Raw genomic sequence first — 20,171 nt, 5'->3', positions numbered from 1 at the left:
GAAACGTTTCCACGCCGGGAGCGTCATACCAACGACGAGGTGAAAAAAAGGAGGAAGACCCGTGTGGACGATGTTGAAACTAGCGGCATGTGCAGCGGCGCTGACGGCGTCGGTGATGACCGCATCCGTGCAGGCGGTATCGGTTCAGTCTTCGCCGGTGCAGGGGTTGGCCCCGTCCTCGCCGATGCAGGGGTCGGCGCCGGCGTCATCGCTGCAGGCGTCCCCGACGTCATCCCTGCAGACGGGGAATAAAGCGGTGGGAGGCGTGCAGCAGGGCGAGCCGGCCGTGCGGGCGGCCGCACCGCAGCGCGTCGGCCAGGCCGCGGTTCCGGCGACGATCGCGTTTACCAACAACGATCATCTGTGGATCCTGGACGCCAGCCGGGCCGACGCCGTGCCCCGGCAGGTGACGGCGCAGGGGAAAGCGGAGATCGCCGGGTGGTCGGCTGACGGCCAATGGCTGCTCTACCTGCAGTACGACAGGGCGGACGATTATTCGTCCCCGGCCTACCTGTGGGCGGTGAAGGCGGACGGCACCGGCGCGTTTCGGGTGGATGAGCGGCCGATCCTGGACCAGCCGAAGTGGTCCCCCGTCTCCCGCACCTTTGCCTACAGGGTCAACGCGGCCGGAACAGGGGAGCAACGGAAGCCGGTGCTGGTGGTGGCGGAAATGGCCGGGGAGAAAGCGGTCGTCGTCGGCAGTCGGACGACCGAGCTGGCCGATTTTGCCTGGATGCCGGACGGCAGGCGCCTGCTCGTGTCCGTGCCCGCCGCTCCGGGGCGGCCGATGACGCTGCAGCTTACCGATCTGGCGGGCAATCGGCTGGCCGCCTACCCGCTTGCCGAACCGACCAATGTGGAAGAAGGCATCTATCCGTGGGCGGCTGACGGGCTGACGGTCGCTCCCGACGGCAAGCGGGTGGCCTACTACGTGCGGGTGTCCTCCGCTTCGCTCTCCGCTGACGGCGTGGCGATTCAGATGTTTGACCTGACACAGCCCGCCCGCAAACCGGTGGACATCGGCAGCGGGCTGGCGTACCCGGAGTGGCTGGCCTGGTCGCTGGACAGCAGCCTGCTGGCGTTTATCGACGGCAGCGATCGCATGGTCACCCACAACAAGCGCGTGACGCTCGCGGATGCGAACGGACGGGTGATTCCGGCAGGGCAGCCGGACAAGGTAGATGCCCTGCCGACGTGGACGGCCGCTGCCCCTTACGCGCTGTACTTTACCCGCGGCGTCGCGAAGGAGTATCAGTACGAGCCGCAAAAGCCGATGGTGCCCGGGCAGCGCATTTGGCGGCGGAGCGCCGACGGCAGTCAGCAGGCCGTGACGCAGGGGACGGACAAGACGGCCGATACCTTTCCCGCCCCGTCGCCGGACGGGAACGCCCTGCTGTTTGTCCGGCTTGATGCTGCCGAACACGGCTCTCTCTATCTGAAAACGGGCAGCGAAAGCGAAGTGGAACTGCTCCGGCACGTGACGGGGGACATCGGGTATTACGGCAACTACCTGCCGCCGTGGATCCGCGTTTTCTGGAAAGAGCAAAAACCTCATTGACACCGGTCCCGATTCGTGCCATAATTCGAACTGACGAAGGGAACCTTTAAATCCAGTCCCGTGAGGCTGGCAAGGGCACGGATACGAAGAGACGGCGGGAAAAGGGCGAACCAACCCTTTTGCCTGTCATCGGCCTGTGGCTTCTTGTCGCCTGACAAGAAGCCTTTTTTGTGCCGCAGGAGAGACAAGCCGATTTCTTGGAGGAGGAAGCGCACGTGATCAACAAAAGCGTCATCATGGACGAAGCGGCCATCCGCCGGGCTCTGACACGGATTGCCCACGAAATCATCGAGCGGAACAAAGGGGTGGAAGACTGCATCGTCGTCGGCATCAAGACGAGGGGGATCTACCTGGCGCAGCGGCTGGTGGAGCGGATCGAACTGATCGAAAACGTCAAGGTGCCGGTCGGCCAGTTGGACATCACCTTTTACCGGGACGATCTGCAGCACAAATCGGAAGATGCGGTGCTGCACGGCGCCCAACTGCCCGGTGACATCACCGGCAAGACGGTCATCCTCGTCGACGATGTGCTGTACACCGGGCGAACGGTTCGGGCCGCGCTGGACGCGCTGATCGACAACGGCCGCCCGCGCATGATCCAGTTGGCCGTGCTGGTGGACCGCGGCCACCGCGAGCTGCCGATCCGGCCCGACTTTGTCGGCAAAAACGTCCCCACGTCCCGCTCCGAGATCGTGGACGTGAAGCTGGCGGAAGTGGACGGGATGGACATGGTCACCATCCGCCAATTGATCTGAGACTGAAAAACCGGATACGCCTCTTTAACCGCAATCCCGTGAGGTTGCGAAGAGGTTTACGCGCTTTCCATGCCTGTGGAAGGATGGAAGGAGTATGCCTCTTTGTGCCCGCACAAAGAGGTTTTTTTGTTGGCCGTCACCGGAAAACGGCAGGGAAGAGAAAACGAACGCAGGGGGACACGATACACATGAGTCAAAAGAACTTTGTCGATGTGCACGAAACGCCGGCGGCTGTCAAGCTGCTGCCGCTCAGCATCCAGCACCTGTTTGCGATGTTCGGCGCGACCGTGCTGGTGCCGATTCTGACCGGCCTGGACCCGGCGACCGCGCTCTTCACCAGCGGGGTGGGGACGCTCCTGTTTCTTCTGATCACCAAAGGCAAGCTGCCCAACTACCTGGGATCGTCGTTCGCCTTTATCGGCCCGATCATCACGGTCAGCCAGGCCTATGGCGTCGGCACCGCGCTGCTGGGCTGCCTCCTCTCCGGCCTGGTCTACGTCATCGTGGCGGCGATCGTGCAGAAGGCCGGCGTCAAGTGGCTGGATCGCGTCCTGCCGCCGGTGGTGATCGCGTCCGTCATCGTCGTCATCGGCCTGAGCCTGTCGGTGGTGGCCGTCGACATGGCGACCAAGGTAACGGTGGACGGCCAGTCGGTCATGTCGCTCACCTCCATCGAAATCTCGCTCGTGACGATGGTGGTGACGGTCCTGGCGGCCGTGATGCTGCGCGGCTTTTTCGCCCTCATTCCGATTCTCATCGGCATCGTCGTCGGGTACCTCTACACGCTCATTCGCCATCCTGACCTGATCGACCTGAACAAGGTGGCCGCAGCGCCCCTCTTTGCCTCGCCGGGCTTCAAGCTGGGGGAAGTGGCCTCCGCGATCGGCGACCCGTCCGCCTGGGTGGCGGCGCTGATCATCGCGCCGGTCGCGTTTGTCACGCTGGCGGAGCACCTCGGTCACCTGCTGGTGACGAGCCGGGTGATGGACCGCGATCTGATGAAAGATCCGGGACTGCACCGCAGCCTGCTGGGGGACGGCGTGGCGACCGCGCTGGCCGCCCTGATCGGCGGACCGCCGGCCACCACGTACGGGGAAAACATCGGCGTGCTCGCCATCACCCGCGTGTTCAGCCGCGTGGTGATCGGGCTGGCGGCGGTATTGGCGATCCTGTTCGCCTTCGTCGGCAAAGTCAGCGCGCTCCTGATGACGATTCCGACGCCGGTGCTGGGCGGCGTCTCCATCATCCTGTTCGGGATCATCGCGGCCCAGGGGCTCCGAATGTACGTGGAAAGCAAAGTGGACTTCTCCAACAAGCGAAACATGATCATCGCCGCCGCGATTCTGGTCACCGGGATCGGCGGTTACAAAATCAGCTTCGCAGGCGTTTCCTTCTGGCAGTCCTTCCTGCACAACCTGACGATTGACAACATCGCCTTTTCCACCTTCCTCGGCATCGTGCTGCACGTGATCCTGCCGGGCAAGGAATCGGCGATGGGGGAAGCGCACCGCGAAGAACAAAAGCAAATCGCCTGACACGTTCCGACGACCTTTAAGTCAGTCCCGAGAGGCTGGCAAGGCGGCTGGGCGCTGTTTCACCTGCGCACAGGGAAGCGAATCACAAGCTTCTTGCCTACGCCTGCCTTCACGGCCAGCACGGCAAGAAGCTTTTTTTATCCATACTGCGGACAAAACGGAGGGATTCTCGATGAGCAACGTGACGCACCTGATTGGCATGAAAGAGCTGACAACAGAACAGATCGAGCGGCTGCTGGATCGCGCCGGCTACTGGGCGGAGCGGCCCGGCGTGCAGACGGATGCGCTCAAGGGGCGCTTCGTCGCCAACCTCTTCTTCGAGGCCAGCACGAGAACCCGCTTTTCGTTTGAGGTGGCGCAAAAGCGGTTGGGTGCGCACGTGCTGAATTTCATCCCGGAAACCTCTTCCACGGTAAAAGGGGAAACGATCTACGACACGCTCCGCACGCTGGAAGCGATGGGCGTGGAGGCGGCGGTCATCCGCACGAAAAAGGACGGCCTGCTTAAGGAACTGGCCGCCGATGTCGGCCTTCATCTGATCAACGCGGGCGACGGCACCAACGAACATCCCACCCAGTGCCTTCTCGACCTCTTGACGATGAAGCAGCAGTTCGGCCGGATCGAGGGGCTGACCGTGGCGATCATCGGCGACCTGCGCCACAGCCGTGTGCTCGGCTCGCATCTGCACGCTCTGCCCAAGCTGGGGGCCAACCTGCTGCTCGCCGGTCCGGCCAGCATGATGCCGCAATCGCAGATCGTGCCGGACGGGGTGAAAACGGTCGGCATCGACGAAGCGGTCCGGACGGCCGACGTGGTGATGATGCTGCGCGTGCAGTTGGAGCGGCACACGGACGCGCTGTTCGTCTCCAAAGAAGAGTACCACCAGGCACACGGGCTGACGCTGGAGCGGGCCAGGATGATGAAGCCGGGGGCGGTGATCATGCACCCGGCGCCGGTCAACCGCGGGGTGGAAATCCACAGCGACCTGGTGGAATGCGAGAAGTCGCTGATCAAAAAACAGGTGACCAACGGCGTGGCTGCCCGCATGGCGGTACTGGAAATTGTGCTGAAAGGGAGCGAAATGACATGGGAATCATCCTTGGCAACGGCAAACGCATAAACGAGGCAGGCGAGCTGATTGCCGCCGAAGTGCTGATCGAAGACGGACGCATCGCGGCGATCGCTGAACAGCTCGCGCGTGACGGCCACGAGTGGATCGACTGCAGGGGAGGCCTCATCTCCGCCGGGTTTGTCGACGTCCACGTCCACCTGCGCGAACCGGGCTTTGAACACAAGGAGACGATTGCGACGGGAGCGCATGCCGCCGTAAAAGGCGGATTTACCACGATCGCCTGCATGCCCAACACCCGCCCTGCCATCGACAGCGCGGAGACGGTCCGCTACATCCTGGACAAGGCACGGGAAGCGGGCAAGGCGCGCGTGATTCCCTACGGGGCGATTACCGTGCGGCAGCTGGGCAAGGAGCTGACCGACTTCGCCGCGCTCAAGGAAGCGGGGATTTTCGCCCTGACCGATGACGGCGTGGGCGTCCAGTCCAGCGCGACGATGAAGGAAGCGATGAAGCGGGCGAAAGAGCTGGGCCTCTCGATCGTCGCCCACTGCGAAGACGACGACCTGATCACGCCGGGCAGCGCGCTGCACGACGGCGTGGTGGCGGCGCGGCACGGACTGCCGGGCATCCCGTCCGAATCGGAGTCGATCCACGTGGGGCGGGACATCCTGCTGGCGGAGCAGACCGGCGTCCACTACCACGTCTGCCACATCAGCGCCAAGGAATCGGTGCGCCTGGTGCGGGACGGCAAGCGGGCCGGGGTGAACGTCACCTGCGAAGTGACGCCGCACCACCTGCTGCTCTGCGACGAAGACATCCCGGAAGACCTGAACGCGAACTGGAAAATGAACCCGCCGCTGCGCGGCCGCGAAGACCGGGCGGCGCTGATCGCCGGGCTGAAGGACGGCACGATTGACATCATCGCCACCGACCACGCCCCGCACACGGCGGAAGAAAAGGCGAACGGCATCGAGCGGGCGCCGTTTGGCATCGTCGGGCTGGAGACGGCGTTCCCGCTCCTGTACACCCATCTGGTGCTGACCGGCGAGCTGACGCTGAAACGGTTGATTGAGCTGTTGACCGTAAAACCGGCGGCCATTTTCGGACTGCCGTACGGACGCCTGGAAGTAGGCGCTCCGGCCGATCTCACCGTCCTCGATCTGGAGGCGGAGCGGACCATTGATCCGAGCACCTTTGCCAGCAAGGGAACCAATACGCCATTTGCCGGCTGGGTCTGCAAAGGATGGCCGACCCTGACGATGGTGAACGGCGCGATCGTACATCGCGAAGCGGAATAAGGATGCGGAATAAGGAGGAAGCGAAGATGCGAGCGAGACTGATCTTGGAAGACGGAACGGAGTGCGTCGGCACCGCCTTTGGGGCGGCGGCGGAGAGCGTGGGGGAAGTGGTGTTCAACACCGGGCTGACCGGTTATCAGGAAGTGCTGTCCGACCCTTCCTACTGCGGCCAGATCGTCACCATGACCTACCCGCTGATCGGCAACTACGGGATCAATCGGGACGATTTTGAGGCGGTGCGCCCCTACATCCACGGGTTCGTCGTCCGCGAGCACTGTGACGCGCCGAGCAACTGGCGCAGCGCCGGGACGCTGGATGAACTTCTGAAGGCGTACGGCATCCCGGGCATCGCCGGCGTCGACACGCGGATGCTGACCCGCAAGATCCGCTACCACGGCACGATGAAAGGGATGATCACCACCAGCGGCGCCCCCCTGTCCGACCTGCTCGACTCGCTCCGCCGCGCTTCCCTGATGACGGACCAGGTGTCCCGCGTCTCCACCCGAAGCGTGTATAGCTGTCCGGGGACGGGGCATCGCGTGGTGCTGGTCGACTTTGGCGCCAAGCACGGAATTTTGCGCGAGCTGACCAAGCGCAACTGCGACGTGGTGGTCGTTCCCTACAACGTGACCGCCGCCGAGATTCGCCGCCTGCAGCCGGACGGCATCCTCCTGTCCAACGGCCCCGGCGATCCGAAAGACGTGCCGCAGGCGATCGCGACGATCCGCGAGATTTTGGGCGAGTATCCGCTGTTTGGCATCTGCCTGGGCCACCAGTTGTTTGCCCTGGCGTCCGGAGCGGACACGGTGAAGATGAAGTTCGGCCACCGCGGCGGCAACCACCCGGTCAAGGAGCTGGCAACCGGCCGCACCTACATCACGTCGCAGAACCACAGCTACGCGGTGAAAGCGGAGTCGATTCCGGGCACCGGCCTGGAGATTACCCACGTCGCGCTGAACGACGGCACGGTGGAAGGCCTCTGCAGCACGGCGAAACGGGCCTTCTCCGTGCAGTTCCACCCGGAAGCGGCCCCCGGCCCGTACGACACCGGCAGCCTGTTTGACCGGTTTCTCGAGATGATGGACACCGCAAAGGAGGAGAGGGCACATGCCAAAGCACGCTAACCTGAAAAAAATCCTGGTGATCGGCTCCGGTCCCATCGTCATCGGGCAGGCGGCGGAGTTTGACTACGCGGGCACGCAGGCCTGCCAGGCGCTGAAGGAAGAAGGGCTGGAAGTGGTGCTGATCAACTCCAACCCGGCCACCATCATGACCGACACCAACATGGCGGACAACGTGTACATCGAACCGATCACGCCGGAATTTGTCACCCGCGTCATCCGCCAGGAAAAACCGGACGGCCTCCTGCCGACGCTGGGCGGCCAAACCGGGCTCAACATGGCGGTGGCGCTGGCGGAAGCAGGCGTGCTGGAAGAAGAGAACGTGAAGCTGCTCGGCACCAACCTCGACTCGATCAAGCGGGCGGAAGACCGGGAACAGTTCCGCGCCCTGATGAACGAGCTGGGCGAGCCGGTGCCGGAGTCGACGATCGTCAGCACCGTGGAAGAAGCGGTGCGGTTCGCCAGCGAAATCGGCTACCCGATCATCGTCCGTCCGGCCTACACGCTGGGCGGCACCGGCGGGGGCATCTGCGAAGACGAGGAGAGCCTGCGGGAAATCGTGGCGAGCGGCCTGAAATACTCCCCCATCACGCAGTGCCTGGTCGAGAAGAGCATCGCCGGGATGAAGGAAATCGAGTACGAAGTGATGCGCGACGCAAACGACAACTGCATCGTCGTCTGCAACATGGAAAACATCGATCCGGTCGGGGTGCACACCGGCGATTCCATCGTCGTGGCGCCGAGCCAGACGCTGTCCGACCGCGAGTATCAGATGCTCCGCTCCTCCGCGCTGAAAATCATTCGCGCGCTGGGCATCGAAGGCGGCTGCAACGTGCAGTACGCGCTCGACCCGCACAGCTTCCGGTACTACGTGATCGAGGTAAACCCTCGCGTCAGCCGCTCCTCGGCGCTGGCCTCCAAGGCGACGGGGTACCCGATCGCCAAGGTGGCGGCCAAAATCGCCATCGGCTACACGCTGGACGAACTGAAAAACCCGGTAACCGGCCAAACCTACGCCTGCTTCGAGCCGACGATCGACTACGTGGTGAGCAAAATCCCGCGCTGGCCGTTTGACAAGTTCCAGGCGGCCAACCGCAAGCTGGGCACGCAGATGAAGGCGACCGGGGAAGTGATGGCGATCGGCCGCACCTTCGAAGAGTCGATCATGAAGGCGATCCGCTCGCTGGAGATCGGCACCTACCACCTGGAGATCAAGGGCGCGTCCGCGCTGGCCGACGACGAGCTGAAAGCCCGACTGATCGCCGCCGACGACGAGCGCCTGTTCCTCCTGGCAGAGGCGCTGCGGCGCGGCTGGAGCATCGAAACGCTGCACGGCCTGACCAGCATCGACCGGTTCTTCCTGCACAAGCTGCACAAGATCGTCGCCTTCGAAAAGGAACTGGCGGCAGGCCTGACGCCGGAGAAGCTCTACGAGGCGAAGCGGATGGGCTTTACCGACCGGAAAATCGCCGAATTGACCGGCCGGACGGAAGCGGATGTCCGCACCCTGCGGGAAGAGCACGGCTTCAAGCCCGTGTTCAAGATGGTGGACACCTGCGCGGCCGAGTTTGAAGCGCAGACCCCGTACTACTACTCCACCTACGAGCAGGAAGACGAGCGTGTGGAGACGGGCAAAAAGCGCGTCGTCGTGCTCGGCTCCGGCCCGATCCGCATCGGCCAGGGCATCGAGTTCGACTACGCCACCGTGCACGCGGTCTGGGCGCTGAAGGAAGCGGGGTACGAGGCGATCATCGTCAACAACAACCCGGAGACGGTCTCCACCGATTTCAACACCTCCGACCGCCTCTACTTCGAACCGCTCTACATCGAAGACGTGATGAACATCATCGACGCGGAACAACCGGAGGGAGTGATCGTCCAGTTCGGCGGACAGACGGCGATCAACCTGGCGGACAAACTGGCTGCCCGCGGCGTGCGCATCCTCGGCACCAGCCTGGAGAACATCGACGCGGCGGAAAACCGCGAAAAGTTTGAAGCGCTGCTCAGAAGCCTCGACATCGCCCAACCGCCGGGCAAAACCGTCACCTCCGTGGAGGAAGCGGTGGTGGCGGCGGAAAGCCTTGGCTTCCCGGTGCTGGTTCGCCCGTCCTACGTCCTGGGCGGCCGCGCGATGGAAATCGTCTACAACCAGACGGAACTCCTGGCGTACATGGAAAACGCGGTGAAGGTCAATCCGGAGCATCCGGTGCTGGTCGACCGCTACATGGTCGGCACGGAGGCGGAGGTCGACGCCATCTGCGACGGCGAAAACGTGCTGATTCCGGGCATCATGGAGCACATTGAGCGCGCAGGGGTGCACTCCGGCGACTCGATCGCGGTGTATCCGCCGCAGTCCCTCTCGCCTGAAATCAAGCAGGAACTGATCGAGATGACCACGAAGCTGGCCCGCGCGTTGAAGATCAAAGGGCTGATCAACATCCAGTTTGTCATCTGCGACAACCGTCCGTACGTGATCGAGGTAAACCCGCGTTCGTCCCGGACCGTGCCGTTCCTGTCCAAGGTGACGGGCATCCCGATGGCGAACATCGCGACCAAGGCAATCCTCGGCCACTCCATCGTCGAGCAGGGCTTTACGCCCGGCTGCCATCCGGAAGACGAGATGGTCTCCGTGAAGGTGCCGGTCTTCTCCTTCGCCAAACTGCGCCGCGTCGACATCACGCTGGGGCCGGAAATGAAGTCGACCGGCGAAGTGATGGGCCGCGAGCGGACGCTGGCCAAAGCGCTGTACAAAGGGCTTCTGGCCGCCGGCATGAACATCCCGACGCACGGTTCGCTGCTCGTCACCGTCGCCGACAAGGACAAGGAAGAAGCGCTGGAGATCGTGAAACGCTTCCGCCGCCTGGGCTTTAAACTGCTGGCCACCTCCGGAACGGCGGACTACCTGGAGAAAGCGGGATTGACCGTCACCCGCGTGAACAAGCTGTCCGAGGGCACGCCCAACCTGCTGGACATGATCCACAAAGGGGAAGCCAATATCGTGCTGAACACCCTGACCAAAGGCAAGACGCCGCAGCGAGACGGTTTCCGCATCCGCCGCGAAGCCGTGGAAAACGGCGCCGTCTGCCTGACGTCCCTGGACACGGCGAAAGCGCTGCTGCACGTCCTGGAGACGATCACGTTCTCCACGGAAGCGATGCCGGCGCAGCGCACGGGCGCCAAACTCGCCGTGCCGGTGTAGACGAGAACAGGACAGAAAGCCCCCTCTGCGGGGACCTGGATGTGGCTTCGCAAGGGGGTAAACACGACGTAGTGTCGCCACTAAGAAGGGAGAGAGCGGTGTGCCGCTACAACCAACCGATATTCGCGAGCGCATGATCGTTGCGCTCGACTTTTCCACGAAAGAGGACGTCACACAATGCCTGGCCCGGCTGGACGGGCTGATCCGCTACGTCAAGGTGGGCATGGAACTGGCCTATGCGGAAGGTCCGGCAATCGTCCACTACCTGAAGGAGCAGGGACTGAAGGTGTTTCTCGACCTGAAGGTGCACGACATCCCCAACACGGCCAAAGGGGCGATGAAAAGCCTGGCCCGTCACGGCGTTGACATGGTCAACGTGCACGCCGCCGGCGGCGTGGCCATGATGGAGGCGGCCCGGGAAGGACTGGAGCAGGGGACGGCGGCCGGTTCCCCCCGTCCGCTGCTGATCGGCGTCACGATGCTCACCTCGACGGGAAAACAGACGATGAACGAGGAGCTGGCGATTCCCGGCGCGGTGGAAGACGTCGTCGTCCATTACGCGAGGATGACCAAGCGGGCAGGCCTGGACGGCGTCGTCGCCTCTCCGCTGGAGGTGCCGATGATCAAGCAGGCGGCCGGAACCGAATTCCTCACCGTCACGCCGGGAATTCGGCCTCTCTGGGCGGAAAAGGGGGACCAGACCCGAATCACGACCCCGGAACAGGCGTTTCAGTTGGGGAGCGACTACATCGTCATCGGCCGGGCGGTCACGGCTTCGCCCGATCCTGCCGCCGCCTGGGAGCGGATCGTGAACGCCGTGCAGGCGGCACAGCACGAAACAACGGACGCGAAGGGAAGAGGATAGGATGACTACCACGACAGCCAAAGAAATTGCGGGACACCTGCTGGAGATCGGCGCGGTTCACCTGCGCCCGGACCAGCCGTATACCTGGACATCCGGCATTAAATCGCCGATCTACTGCGACAACCGGCTCACGATATCCCATCCGCCGGTCCGCCGCCGGATTGCCCGGGCGTTTGCCGACGTGATCCGCGAGCGTTTTCCGCAGGCGGAAGTGATCGCCGGCACAGCGACGGCGGGCATCCCGCACGCCGCCTGGGTGGCGGAACTGCTGGATCTGCCGATGATCTACGTGCGCGACAAGGCAAAGGGACACGGGAGGCAGAATCAAATTGAGGGCGTGCTTGCCGCAGGTCAGAAAGTGGTGGTCATCGAGGATCTGATCTCCACCGGCGGCAGCTCGCTCAAGGCGGCAAAGGCCGTCCAGTCGGAGGGAGGCGACGTGCTGGGCGTGGCAGCCATCTTCAGCTACCAGTTTCCGGAAGCGGAAGCCCTTTTTACAGAGGAGGGCATCTCGGTCACGACGCTTTCCCATTACACCGCGCTGCTCGAGACGGCACGCGAGCGCGGCGTCATCACGGCGGAGCAGGAGAGCCTGTTGGCCGACTGGCGCAAAGCCCCCCGCACCTTTTTTGGTTAACTGGTCATGACGCATGCCAGAACAGACTGAATGGAAAGAACCGCTGCAGCTTATCGGCTGTATTTCGTCAGCGCCCTGTTTCGGGGCGTTTTTTTCTTTAAAACGCGGAACGAAAACGCACTCCGCTGCGTCAGCACCAGACGACGACGGCGCCGGGCATGTGTCTCGACCCATGCTTCCGCCTTGCTCCGGCGTTTTTTGGTGGCGGGAGCATGGAGGAGATCAAACGATTCATGAGGAAATACGAAAAGGCGACACTATGAGGTGGATTCCCAGAGAAATGGAGGCTCAACGCATGACAACAGACGTAACCCGATTGATTCAGTCGCATCGCTCCATCCGCAAATTCACGGCCGAGCCGATTCCCGAGGAGGTGCTGCAGGATGTCCTGACCTGCGCGCAGTGGGCCCCGTCCTCGCACAATGTCCAGGCCTACAGCGTGATCGTCGTGAAGTCCGCAGAAACCAAACGGCAGTTGGCGGCCTTGTGCGGCAACCAGAAATGGGTGGAGACCTGCCCGGTCTTTCTCGTGTTTTGCGCCGACTTTTACCGGCTCAAGCTGGCGTGCGAGATGCACGGTCGCGAACTGGCCGCAGACGAAGTGGAAAACCTGCTGGTCGCGGCGGTGGACACCGCGCTGGCGGCGGAAAACGTGCTGCTGGCAGCCCGCTCCCACGGGTTGGGCGGCGTCATGATCGGAGGCATTCGCAACCAGCCGGACGAAGTGACTCGTCTGCTGCAGCTCCCGCCGCTTACCTTCCCGGTGATGGGAATGTGCCTCGGCTTTCCCGATCAGGATGTGGCGCAAAAGCCGAGACTGCCGCAGCGGGCCGTCGTTCATGCGGAACGCTATCAAACCGAGCACCTGCATGATGCCCTGCGCGAGTACGAAGACATCACCGCCGCGTACTACGCGCATCGAACGGGCGGCGAGCGCACGGACGGGTGGACGGCACAACTGGCGGAGTACCTCAGTTCGCCGCGCCGGCAGCACCTGGCCGCCTTCCTGCGCCAGCAGGGCTTTCCCATGAAATAGCGGATGACAGCAGGGGGCAGCGGCGAATGCGCTGCCCCTTGCCTGCGCTGCTCCCTACCTGTTGGGCTCCCGTTCGGAGTAGTACCGGACCGCTTTTCCCTTCGCCATGGCGTATGCGATTTCGCTGCGGGTGCTCTCTCCGATATACCCGTCCGGATCAATCACGAAAATTTCGTCCGCCAGATCGATTTTCCGGCGGTGGATCCGCTCAAACAGCAGCGCCTGTTCCGGGGTGACGGGAATGTTGTCGCTCTGTTCAAAAAATCCCAGGCTGATGACCACATGCCCCTGCAGCGTCAGCGCCGCTTCCATCTCCCGAAACTGCCGTTTGAACCTGGTGGAACCGCACAAGGTGATGACCTTCATCCGTCTTCCCACATCCCCGCTTGTTTTTTCGACATTCATTCGCAGCAAACCGCCAACTTTCCTGCATCATGCAATTCTTCCATCTCCTCCTTGTTCGCCGCTTGTATTATAATAAAGAGGTTGGATTTCTACATATTGGAAAGGAGCACGTTTTTTTGTTGGACCAGGAACTGCTGCGTCCCTCGTTGAAGGAGGGGGGCGTCAAAGCGACAAAATCCTACGATCTCGACAAATTGATCTATGTCGGCTTCTTTGGCGGAATCCTCCCCGTGCTGGCGCTGGGAACCGTCAATGCCGTCTGGCTGCGGGCGGACAAAAAACGGACGATGCTGCTGCTGACTGCCGGCCTGACCGTGCTGGCGGGCAGGTTTGCCGCGATTGTGGCGACGGGAGAGGAAGGCGCCGTTTTCGTGCACTCGCGGCTGGCCGGGATTGTGATGGCGTTCGCCTATCGGTTTGCGCTAAAAAAACGGTACCGGCTGCACACCGTCCTGCAGGGTGAGCACAAATCCATGGCGAAGGCGGGGCTGGTGGGAGGCGTCGCCGGCTTTGTGGCGGAAGCGGTGCTGATCCGTTTGGGGGAGGGAATCCACCATGTCACACATACCGGATGACTTTCACGCCGCCTGGCGGGAAGCCCTCTACTACTATGAAATCGGCCGCCATGAACAAGCCAGGGCCGCATTTCTCGAACTGCTCCCGTACGCCCCTGACGACGGGATGCTGCTCTATTATCTCGCCGCCTGCGCCTTTCAGCTTGACGAGACGGACGAGGCAGAGCGCTTCGTCAGGGAGGCGCTGAGGAACGGGTGCGACGGTGAAATGGCTCACTCGCTCCTGGGGGCGATCTGCATGCGAAAAGAAGCGTATGTGGAAGCGGAGGAATGCCTGCTTCACGCGCTTTCGCTCAACCCGCAAAACGCGGGGATCATGGCCCAGTACGCCTTTTTGATGCTGAAAACCGGCTATGAGGAAAAAGCGCGCCGGCTGATGCGGGAGGCGCTGCGGCTCGATCCGGAAAACGAGACGGTGCTGCACTACCATTTTTTCTTTCAGCGCGCGTTTGACGAAAAAGCGGGACAGGAGCAAACCATTCGCCAGTACATGCACGTCGCGGAAAGCGACGTGGACAAGCTGACCAAGCTGGGACTGGCCGCGCTGGACCGGGAGGATTACCGCGAAGCGCGGGAGTGTTTCCGGCAGGCGTTTTTGCTCGAACCGACCAACCGGGACCTGTTGAGGGTGCTGGAGGAAGTGGACAGGGTGTCCCACCCGATCTTTTTCCCCAACCGCCTGATGCAAAAAATGGGCGGTCCCATCGTCTGGTGGCTCGGGTTTCTCGCACTGATGACGCTGTTGAGACGAATGGAATGGTACGGAACGGCCGCTGTGACCGCGATTGCGTACGTGCTGTTGTGCGTCTACACCTGGATATCGCCGGTCGTGTACAAACTGTTCCGAAAAATGATGCGGTAAGGGTTGGTAGTCATGACGAAGATCGAAGTGTTAAAACAGATGCTGGAGGCGGATCGGCACAACGCCTCCGTGTGGTATCTGCTCGGTGTGGAATACGCCGAGCAGGGAAACCGCAGCGAGGCCCTGCAGGCGTTTACCCAGGCGCTGGCCCACGGTGACGACGAGATGAAGCAAACCATCATCGAGGCGCTGGGAAAACTCTCGGCTGCGGAGTCCGAATTCATCCCCCCACAAGCGGAGAAGAACCGGCAGGAACCGACGGAAGAGATTGCGGTCCCGTCCGTTCCGGCCGGCCCGATGCGGGTGATACCCGGAGGCAAGGCCCGGAGCGGGGCGGCAGCGGCCAAGGAGCGGGAAGGCGTCATCACCTTTGCCGACGTCGGCGGCATGCACGAGGTCAAAGAGGCGATCCGCATGAAGATCATTCAGCCGTTTCTCTCTCCCGGCTTGTTTGAGCGCTTCCGCAAAAAGGCGGGCGGCGGCATTCTCTTGTACGGCCCGCCCGGCTGCGGCAAGACGTATATCGCCAAAGCGACGGCGGGGGAATGCCGGGCGCGGTTTGTCAGCGTGCACATCGCCGACGTTCTCGACCCGTATCTGGGCGTGAGCGAACAAAACCTGCGCGACCTGTTCGCCTCCGCCCGGGCGCAGAAGCCGGCCGTTCTCTTTCTCGACGAAATGGACGCGCTGGGTTACAACCGGGGCAAGTCCGCCTCCCACACGATGCGGACGGTGATCGATCAGCTTCTGACCGAGATGGAAGGCATCGACGCCAATACGGATAAACTCTTGATCATCGGCGCCACCAACATGCCGTGGGATGTGGATCCGGCGTTCAAACGGCCGGGCCGCTTTGACAAGCTGATTTTCGTCGCCCCGCCGGACCGCGAGGCGCGGGAGGCGATCTTCCGGCTGAAACTGGCGGAGCGGCCGGTCGAGCCGCTGGACTACCGGCAGTTGGCGGAGTGGACCGAGCTGTACTCCGGCGCCGACATCGAACAGGTGGTCGAGCAGGCGACGGAAAACGTCATCCGCGACATCATGTCCACCGGCGTGGAGCGGCCCATCGGCATGGAGGACCTGCGCGAAGCGATTGCCGATACGCGCCCGTCCACCATCGAGTGGCTGCGCACGGTGAAAAACTACGTGAAATACGCCAACCAGGGCGGTCTGTACGACGACGTGGAGAAGTTCTTGGCGCGGCACAAGCGGATTTGAGGGGGCCGCGGGGTCACCGAAAGGCTGGGGCCGTGACCGCCACAACAAGCACGAGACTTGTGCGGTTATTTACCGTACAAGTCTTTTTTGAACGTACCGGGCATTGTGTTTATTGCCAGAATTATTATCGCAATGGATCGAGTGAGTTGTAAACGGGACCAGTGCTTTTTTGTGCGAGTCTCTTCACGATAATGATGCTAGTCAGATGTTCACGAACGCATGTTTTATTCCTCTATCGTTGGTTAGCGAGACATACCAAGAAAAGGAAATCTGCGCTGCCTATTGATTTTAGCAAAGCGTTCATCGGACTTCCATCGTTTGAAATTGTCAATGGGGACGCCATTCAGCGCACGGGAAGCCGCTGGGTTCACTTCCGATGCGACGATGGCGAAGCTGGGGCCATGAGCCGTCGAACAGTCATCGACGCGGTACAGGGCCATGTGGAGAGGAGTGGAGCGGCTTTTTCCCTTCGGCATTTCCCACTAGCTTCCAACCGGTTCTGTTTTTCGTTTTTTTCTGTAAGCTGTGTATGAGGAACTCATTTCCGTGGGAGGAGGCTTGTCGTGGAGAGCCGTTCCGTTTCACCGACAGAGGCGCATGCGCTGCAGTGCGACGCAGAGGATGGGTTGGCCCGTTTTCGCGAAGCGTTTTACATCCAGCCGGGCATCGTCTACCTGGACGGCAATTCGCTCGGCCTTTTGTCCAGGCGGGCGGAGGAAGCGCTGCTGCGCGCGCTGGACGATTGGAAGACGCGCGGCATCGACGGGTGGACAGAGGGGGACAACCCGTGGTTTTACCAGGCGGAGAGGCTGGGCGCGATGAGTGCGCCGCTGGTCGGCGCCGAACCTGACGAAGTGGTTGTGAGCGGTTCTACAACGGTCAATCTGCACCAGTTGGCGGCCGCCTTTTTCTGCCCGGAGGGGAAGCGGAGCAAAATCCTCGCCGACGAGCTCAATTTTCCCTCCGACATCTACGCCCTGCAGAGCCAACTGCGGCTGCGCGGACTGGACCCCGCCGACAACCTGGTGCGGGTCAAAAGCCGGGACGGCCGCTATCTGGCCGAGGAGGACATCATCGCCGCGATGACGGAGGAGGTGGCGCTGATCGTGCTGCCGACGGTGCTGTACAAGAGCGGCCAGCTTCTGGACATTCCCCGGCTGACGGCGGAGGCGCATGCCCGCGGCATCGTGATCGGATTTGACGGCTGCCACTCGGTGGGGGCGATCCCCCATCGGTTCAGCGAGTGGGGTGTCGACTTCGCCTACTGGTGCACCTACAAGTACCTGAACAGCGGGCCCGGCGGCGTCGGCGGCCTCTACGTCAACCGGAAGCACTTCGGACGGCTCCCGGGTCTGGCCGGATGGTTCGGCTCGGACAAGGAAAAGCAGTTTGACATGGAGCACGACTTTACGCCGGCCCGGACGGCGGGGGCGTACCAGATCGGCACGCCGCACATCCTCAGCATGGCGCCGCTGTTCGGATCGCTGGAGATGTTTGCCGAGGCCGGCATGGAGGCGATCCGCGACAAGTCGCTGCGGCAGACGCGCTACCTGATGGACCTGATCGAAATGGAGCTGCCGGACATGGACTTTGTCATCGGCAGCCCGCGTGAGGACGAGCGGCGCGGCGGCCACGTCAGCCTGGAACACCCGGAAGCGGCCCGCATCTCCCAAGCGTTGAAATCGCACGGCGTCATCCCCGACTTCCGCGCCCCCAACGTGATTCGGCTGGCACCGGTGGCCTTGTACACGTCATACCATGAAGTGTGGAGAGCGGTGCAGGTGCTGAAGCGGATCATGCAGGAGAAGCTGTACGAACGCTACGAAAACAAACGGGGCGTCGTGGCCTGACGGCAGGAGGAGGGAAGCGCATGGAATGGATCGACATTTCCCGCCCGCTTTTCGCCGGGGTGCCCACCTGGCCGGGCGACACGCCGTTTCGCTACGAGGTAAGCTGGTCCAAGGCGGCGAGCGGCTCCGTCAACGTCGGCCGATTGACGATGAGCGTCCACACCGGGACGCACGTGGACGCGCCGTTTCACGTGGATGACGAGGGGCGGCGAGCGGCCGACCTGCCCGTCGAGCTGTACGTCGGTCCCGCCCGGGTGATCGACGTAAGCGGCAAAGCGAGCATCGGTGCGGATGATCTGGCCGCCCACGACCTGTCCGGCGTGACCAGGCTGCTGCTGAAGACCGGCTCCTGGACTGACCCGGAGCGGTTTCCCGCCGACATTTGCTGCCTCCGTCCCGATCTGCCGCCGTTTCTGGCGGCGAAGGGCATCCGCCTGATCGGCGTGGACGTTCCCTCGGTCGACCCGCTGGACAGCAAGGAGCTGCCGGCGCATCACGGTCTGTACGCCCACGACATTCACATCCTGGAAGGCGTCGTGCTGGATCGCGTGACGCCGGGCGACTACGAATTGATTGCGCTGCCGCTGCCGCTTCGCGAGGCGGACGGCAGTCCGGTGCGGGCGGTGCTGCGCCGCTTGGCGAACAGGAGTGGGGAATGACACGGGGGGCTCGAATCCCGTAGGCTGCCCATCTCCCTGCGGAACCTGGCGGGGGAGTCACAATGTCAGCCGCATATGGATGTCATGCGGTTCTTTTTCAAACAATTCCTCATCGATTTCCGAGGTGATCGTGGAACCGCAGCTTCGATAAAACTTCACCGCCGACTCCGTTTCCGTCGATGAGATGTACAGGTATTTCGCCCTTTTTCCTTCGCCGCTTGACGCAGGGCGTCCAAAATGCGGCGGCCAATGCCTTGTCTTCGATAGTCCCGTGTCACATACATCAGGTCCAACTGAAGCTGGTTCTGTTCCTTCCCCCGAAACTTGTGAGCCAACACGCCAAACCCCACCAATCTGTCTCCGTCAAAAGCGCCAAAAGCAGTCCCGCCGTTTGAGAATTCATACTCGTATCGGGAGATGATCTCCTGATAAGCGTCTTCACTCCAATTCGGGCATTCATGCCCGGCCGGTATCTCTTCCAGAACGCCGTCCTTGCATGTGTAAATCAGATGAATGGTTTCGGAACGGTCAATCTCCCGGATTTTATGGGAATCTTCCAATTTCATCGGCATGATGGAAACCATGGCGACCCTCCTGAATGATGATACAAGGTACATGTTTTCAATGATTCGAGAAAGACAGCCGTTTACCTTTAGTGCGTTCCTGCCTGTTCGCTGATGACCGGAATGCCAGTCTACAACACGGGGGAGGCAGAGCGGAATGGTGAAAGCGCTGACCGACTACGAAAAGTACATTCGCACGGAAGAACTGCTCCGTCTGCAAAAAAACGAAGAGCAGTTGGTCTGCGAAGACGAACTGACCTTTCAGGTGATCCACCAGATTGCCGAGCTTCATTTTACATTGATTGTGCAGTACCTGGGCCAGGCCAGGACCGCCATGCTTGCCGGCGATCCGGATCGGGCGGCCGCCCGGTTGGGCCGCGTCAACCTGCATCTCAAGCATCTGCCGGAAGTCTTTCAGATGGTAAAGGTGATCAACCCGATCGACTACCATGCCATCCGGCTGGCGTTGGGGCGCGGCAGCGGGCAGGACTCGCCCGGCTTCAACCGGATCCTGCAGACGGGGCCGACGTTGTGGGAGCCGTTCGAGCGGCTGCTGACCGACGCCGGTCTCAGTCCGCTGGAGCTGCACAAGCAGCCGGACGCCCAACCGGCACTGTTCCGCTTGATGCAGGAGCTGCTCCAGTTTGACGAGTCGTTCCAGAGCTTTCGCTACCAGCACCTGCAGTTGGTCAAACGAATGATCGGCCTGGAGACCAACAGCCTGAAAGGAATCCCCGCCCAGGCGCTGCAAAAGGGCGTGCGCCACGCGTTTTACCCGGCGCTGTGGAAAGCGATCAGCGAGCTGACGGACTGGACCGGCTCCAGCAACAACTCGCAGCCGCTGGGAGACTAGCGGAGCGGCCGAGCGGCGGAGCCGGCCGCCTTCCATAGCGGGTCAGCCCGCAGAGGACAGCCATGCTTGTCCGCTTTTCCGCTGGTTCGATGTTCCGTGCGCCTTGCTGG

The 20,171-nt window shown here is 62.3% G+C and carries 18 protein-coding genes; 16 read left to right on the top strand and 2 right to left on the bottom strand.

Features of this window, described 5'->3' with window-relative positions; translation table 11 throughout:
* Positions 1–61: 61 nt before the first annotated feature.
* The 10 genes from FOI68_RS12580 to nfsA all read left to right on the top strand — a co-directional run bounded on the left by FOI68_RS12580 (position 62) and on the right by nfsA (position 13,076).
* Positions 62–1,558 carry a TolB family protein gene (locus FOI68_RS12580; protein WP_143863372.1) on the top strand — a complete coding sequence of 499 codons (1,497 nt, stop codon included), beginning with the start codon at positions 62–64 and terminating at the stop codon, positions 1,556–1,558.
* Between the two features lie 215 nt (positions 1,559–1,773).
* Complete coding sequence (gene pyrR / locus FOI68_RS12575) at positions 1,774–2,313, top strand: bifunctional pyr operon transcriptional regulator/uracil phosphoribosyltransferase PyrR (protein WP_029100007.1); 540 nt, start codon at positions 1,774–1,776, stop codon at positions 2,311–2,313.
* A 188-nt stretch (positions 2,314–2,501) separates the two neighbouring features.
* A complete protein-coding gene (locus tag FOI68_RS12570) occupies positions 2,502–3,848 on the top strand; it encodes a solute carrier family 23 protein (protein WP_035295058.1) in 1,347 nt (448 codons plus the stop codon).
* Positions 3,849–4,020: 172 nt separating this feature from the next.
* Positions 4,021–4,968 (top strand): aspartate carbamoyltransferase catalytic subunit, encoded by a 948-nt coding sequence (locus FOI68_RS12565; protein ID WP_044899439.1) that lies wholly within the window; start codon positions 4,021–4,023, stop codon positions 4,966–4,968.
* The gene (locus tag FOI68_RS12560; protein ID WP_143863371.1) at positions 4,935–6,218 is read left to right on the top strand and encodes a dihydroorotase; all 1,284 of its coding nucleotides are present in this window, start codon (positions 4,935–4,937) and stop codon (positions 6,216–6,218) included. The genes FOI68_RS12565 and FOI68_RS12560 overlap by 34 nt, the downstream gene beginning before the upstream one ends.
* 26 nt (positions 6,219–6,244) lie before the next feature.
* The gene (locus tag FOI68_RS12555) at positions 6,245–7,342 is read left to right on the top strand and encodes a carbamoyl phosphate synthase small subunit (protein ID WP_143863370.1); all 1,098 of its coding nucleotides are present in this window, start codon (positions 6,245–6,247) and stop codon (positions 7,340–7,342) included.
* Complete coding sequence (carB, locus tag FOI68_RS12550; RefSeq protein ID WP_143863369.1) at positions 7,326–10,538, top strand: carbamoyl-phosphate synthase large subunit; 3,213 nt, start codon at positions 7,326–7,328, stop codon at positions 10,536–10,538. Before FOI68_RS12555 ends, carB begins: the two co-directional genes overlap by 17 nt.
* 133 nt (positions 10,539–10,671) lie before the next feature.
* Entirely contained in the window at positions 10,672–11,403 is a 732-nt protein-coding gene (gene pyrF, locus FOI68_RS12545) for an orotidine-5'-phosphate decarboxylase (protein ID WP_035290056.1), read from the top strand.
* Between the two features lies 1 nt (position 11,404).
* Positions 11,405–12,040 carry an orotate phosphoribosyltransferase gene (gene pyrE, locus FOI68_RS12540; RefSeq protein ID WP_143863367.1) on the top strand — a complete coding sequence of 212 codons (636 nt, stop codon included), beginning with the start codon at positions 11,405–11,407 and terminating at the stop codon, positions 12,038–12,040.
* A gap of 295 nt (positions 12,041–12,335) precedes the next feature.
* Complete coding sequence (gene nfsA / locus FOI68_RS12535; RefSeq protein WP_143863366.1) at positions 12,336–13,076, top strand: oxygen-insensitive NADPH nitroreductase; 741 nt, start codon at positions 12,336–12,338, stop codon at positions 13,074–13,076.
* A gap of 54 nt (positions 13,077–13,130) precedes the next feature.
* Here nfsA and FOI68_RS12530 read toward each other — a convergent pair whose 3' ends face one another.
* Positions 13,131–13,442 carry a hypothetical protein gene (locus tag FOI68_RS12530; RefSeq protein WP_143863385.1) on the bottom strand — a complete coding sequence of 104 codons (312 nt, stop codon included), beginning with the start codon at positions 13,440–13,442 and terminating at the stop codon, positions 13,131–13,133.
* A 155-nt stretch (positions 13,443–13,597) separates the two neighbouring features.
* Between FOI68_RS12530 and FOI68_RS12525 the strand changes: the two genes are divergently transcribed.
* The 5 genes from FOI68_RS12525 to kynB all read left to right on the top strand — a co-directional run bounded on the left by FOI68_RS12525 (position 13,598) and on the right by kynB (position 18,645).
* Positions 13,598–14,056 carry a hypothetical protein gene (locus tag FOI68_RS12525; RefSeq protein ID WP_143863365.1) on the top strand — a complete coding sequence of 153 codons (459 nt, stop codon included), beginning with the start codon at positions 13,598–13,600 and terminating at the stop codon, positions 14,054–14,056.
* Positions 14,037–14,918: a tetratricopeptide repeat protein gene (locus FOI68_RS12520; RefSeq protein WP_143863364.1), complete on the top strand. Its 882-nt coding sequence runs from the start codon at positions 14,037–14,039 to the stop codon at positions 14,916–14,918. The genes FOI68_RS12525 and FOI68_RS12520 overlap by 20 nt, the downstream gene beginning before the upstream one ends.
* Positions 14,919–14,930: 12 nt before the next feature.
* Positions 14,931–16,136: an AAA family ATPase gene (locus tag FOI68_RS12515; protein ID WP_143863363.1), complete on the top strand. Its 1,206-nt coding sequence runs from the start codon at positions 14,931–14,933 to the stop codon at positions 16,134–16,136.
* A gap of 563 nt (positions 16,137–16,699) precedes the next feature.
* A complete protein-coding gene (gene kynU, locus FOI68_RS12510) occupies positions 16,700–17,986 on the top strand; it encodes a kynureninase (RefSeq protein ID WP_143863362.1) in 1,287 nt (428 codons plus the stop codon).
* A 20-nt stretch (positions 17,987–18,006) separates the two neighbouring features.
* The gene (gene kynB, locus FOI68_RS12505) at positions 18,007–18,645 is read left to right on the top strand and encodes an arylformamidase (RefSeq protein WP_143863361.1); all 639 of its coding nucleotides are present in this window, start codon (positions 18,007–18,009) and stop codon (positions 18,643–18,645) included.
* Between the two features lie 155 nt (positions 18,646–18,800).
* On the opposite strand, the gene FOI68_RS12500 is transcribed toward kynB, so the two are convergent.
* Positions 18,801–19,229 (bottom strand): GNAT family N-acetyltransferase, encoded by a 429-nt coding sequence (locus FOI68_RS12500; RefSeq protein ID WP_255433457.1) that lies wholly within the window; start codon positions 19,227–19,229, stop codon positions 18,801–18,803.
* 136 nt (positions 19,230–19,365) lie between these two features.
* On the opposite strand from FOI68_RS12500, the gene FOI68_RS12495 reads away from it, so the two are divergent.
* Positions 19,366–20,061, top strand: a complete 696-nt coding sequence (locus FOI68_RS12495; protein WP_143863360.1) for a tryptophan 2,3-dioxygenase family protein — start codon at positions 19,366–19,368, stop codon at positions 20,059–20,061.
* Positions 20,062–20,171: the final 110 nt, after the last annotated feature.

The organism is Brevibacillus sp. LEMMJ03 (assembly GCF_007197875.1).
GTDB lineage: Bacteria > Bacillota > Bacilli > Brevibacillales > Brevibacillaceae > Brevibacillus > Brevibacillus thermoruber.
The sequence above is the reverse complement of the archived record's forward strand: the minus strand, read 5'-3'. Positions and strand labels throughout refer to the sequence as shown.

What these genes read in the sequence shown, in the direction of transcription:
- FOI68_RS12495 (WP_143863360.1), top strand. Translation starts at nt 19,366, where the DNA reads ATGGTGAAAGCGCTGACCGACTACGAAAAGTACATTCGCACGGAAGAA.
- FOI68_RS12520 (WP_143863364.1), top strand. Translation starts at nt 14,037, where the DNA reads ATGTCACACATACCGGATGACTTTCACGCCGCCTGGCGGGAAGCCCTC.
- FOI68_RS12530 (WP_143863385.1), bottom strand. Translation starts at nt 13,442, where the DNA reads ATGAAGGTCATCACCTTGTGCGGTTCCACCAGGTTCAAACGGCAGTTT.
- nfsA (WP_143863366.1), top strand. Translation starts at nt 12,336, where the DNA reads ATGACAACAGACGTAACCCGATTGATTCAGTCGCATCGCTCCATCCGC.
- pyrF (WP_035290056.1), top strand. Translation starts at nt 10,672, where the DNA reads ATGATCGTTGCGCTCGACTTTTCCACGAAAGAGGACGTCACACAATGC.
- kynB (WP_143863361.1), top strand. Translation starts at nt 18,007, where the DNA reads ATGGAATGGATCGACATTTCCCGCCCGCTTTTCGCCGGGGTGCCCACC.
- FOI68_RS12500 (WP_255433457.1), bottom strand. Translation starts at nt 19,229, where the DNA reads ATGGTTTCCATCATGCCGATGAAATTGGAAGATTCCCATAAAATCCGG.
- FOI68_RS12570 (WP_035295058.1), top strand. Translation starts at nt 2,502, where the DNA reads ATGAGTCAAAAGAACTTTGTCGATGTGCACGAAACGCCGGCGGCTGTC.
- FOI68_RS12555 (WP_143863370.1), top strand. Translation starts at nt 6,245, where the DNA reads ATGCGAGCGAGACTGATCTTGGAAGACGGAACGGAGTGCGTCGGCACC.
- carB (WP_143863369.1), top strand. Translation starts at nt 7,326, where the DNA reads ATGCCAAAGCACGCTAACCTGAAAAAAATCCTGGTGATCGGCTCCGGT.
- pyrE (WP_143863367.1), top strand. Translation starts at nt 11,405, where the DNA reads ATGACTACCACGACAGCCAAAGAAATTGCGGGACACCTGCTGGAGATC.
- FOI68_RS12515 (WP_143863363.1), top strand. Translation starts at nt 14,931, where the DNA reads ATGACGAAGATCGAAGTGTTAAAACAGATGCTGGAGGCGGATCGGCAC.
- FOI68_RS12560 (WP_143863371.1), top strand. Translation starts at nt 4,935, where the DNA reads ATGGGAATCATCCTTGGCAACGGCAAACGCATAAACGAGGCAGGCGAG.
- FOI68_RS12565 (WP_044899439.1), top strand. Translation starts at nt 4,021, where the DNA reads ATGAGCAACGTGACGCACCTGATTGGCATGAAAGAGCTGACAACAGAA.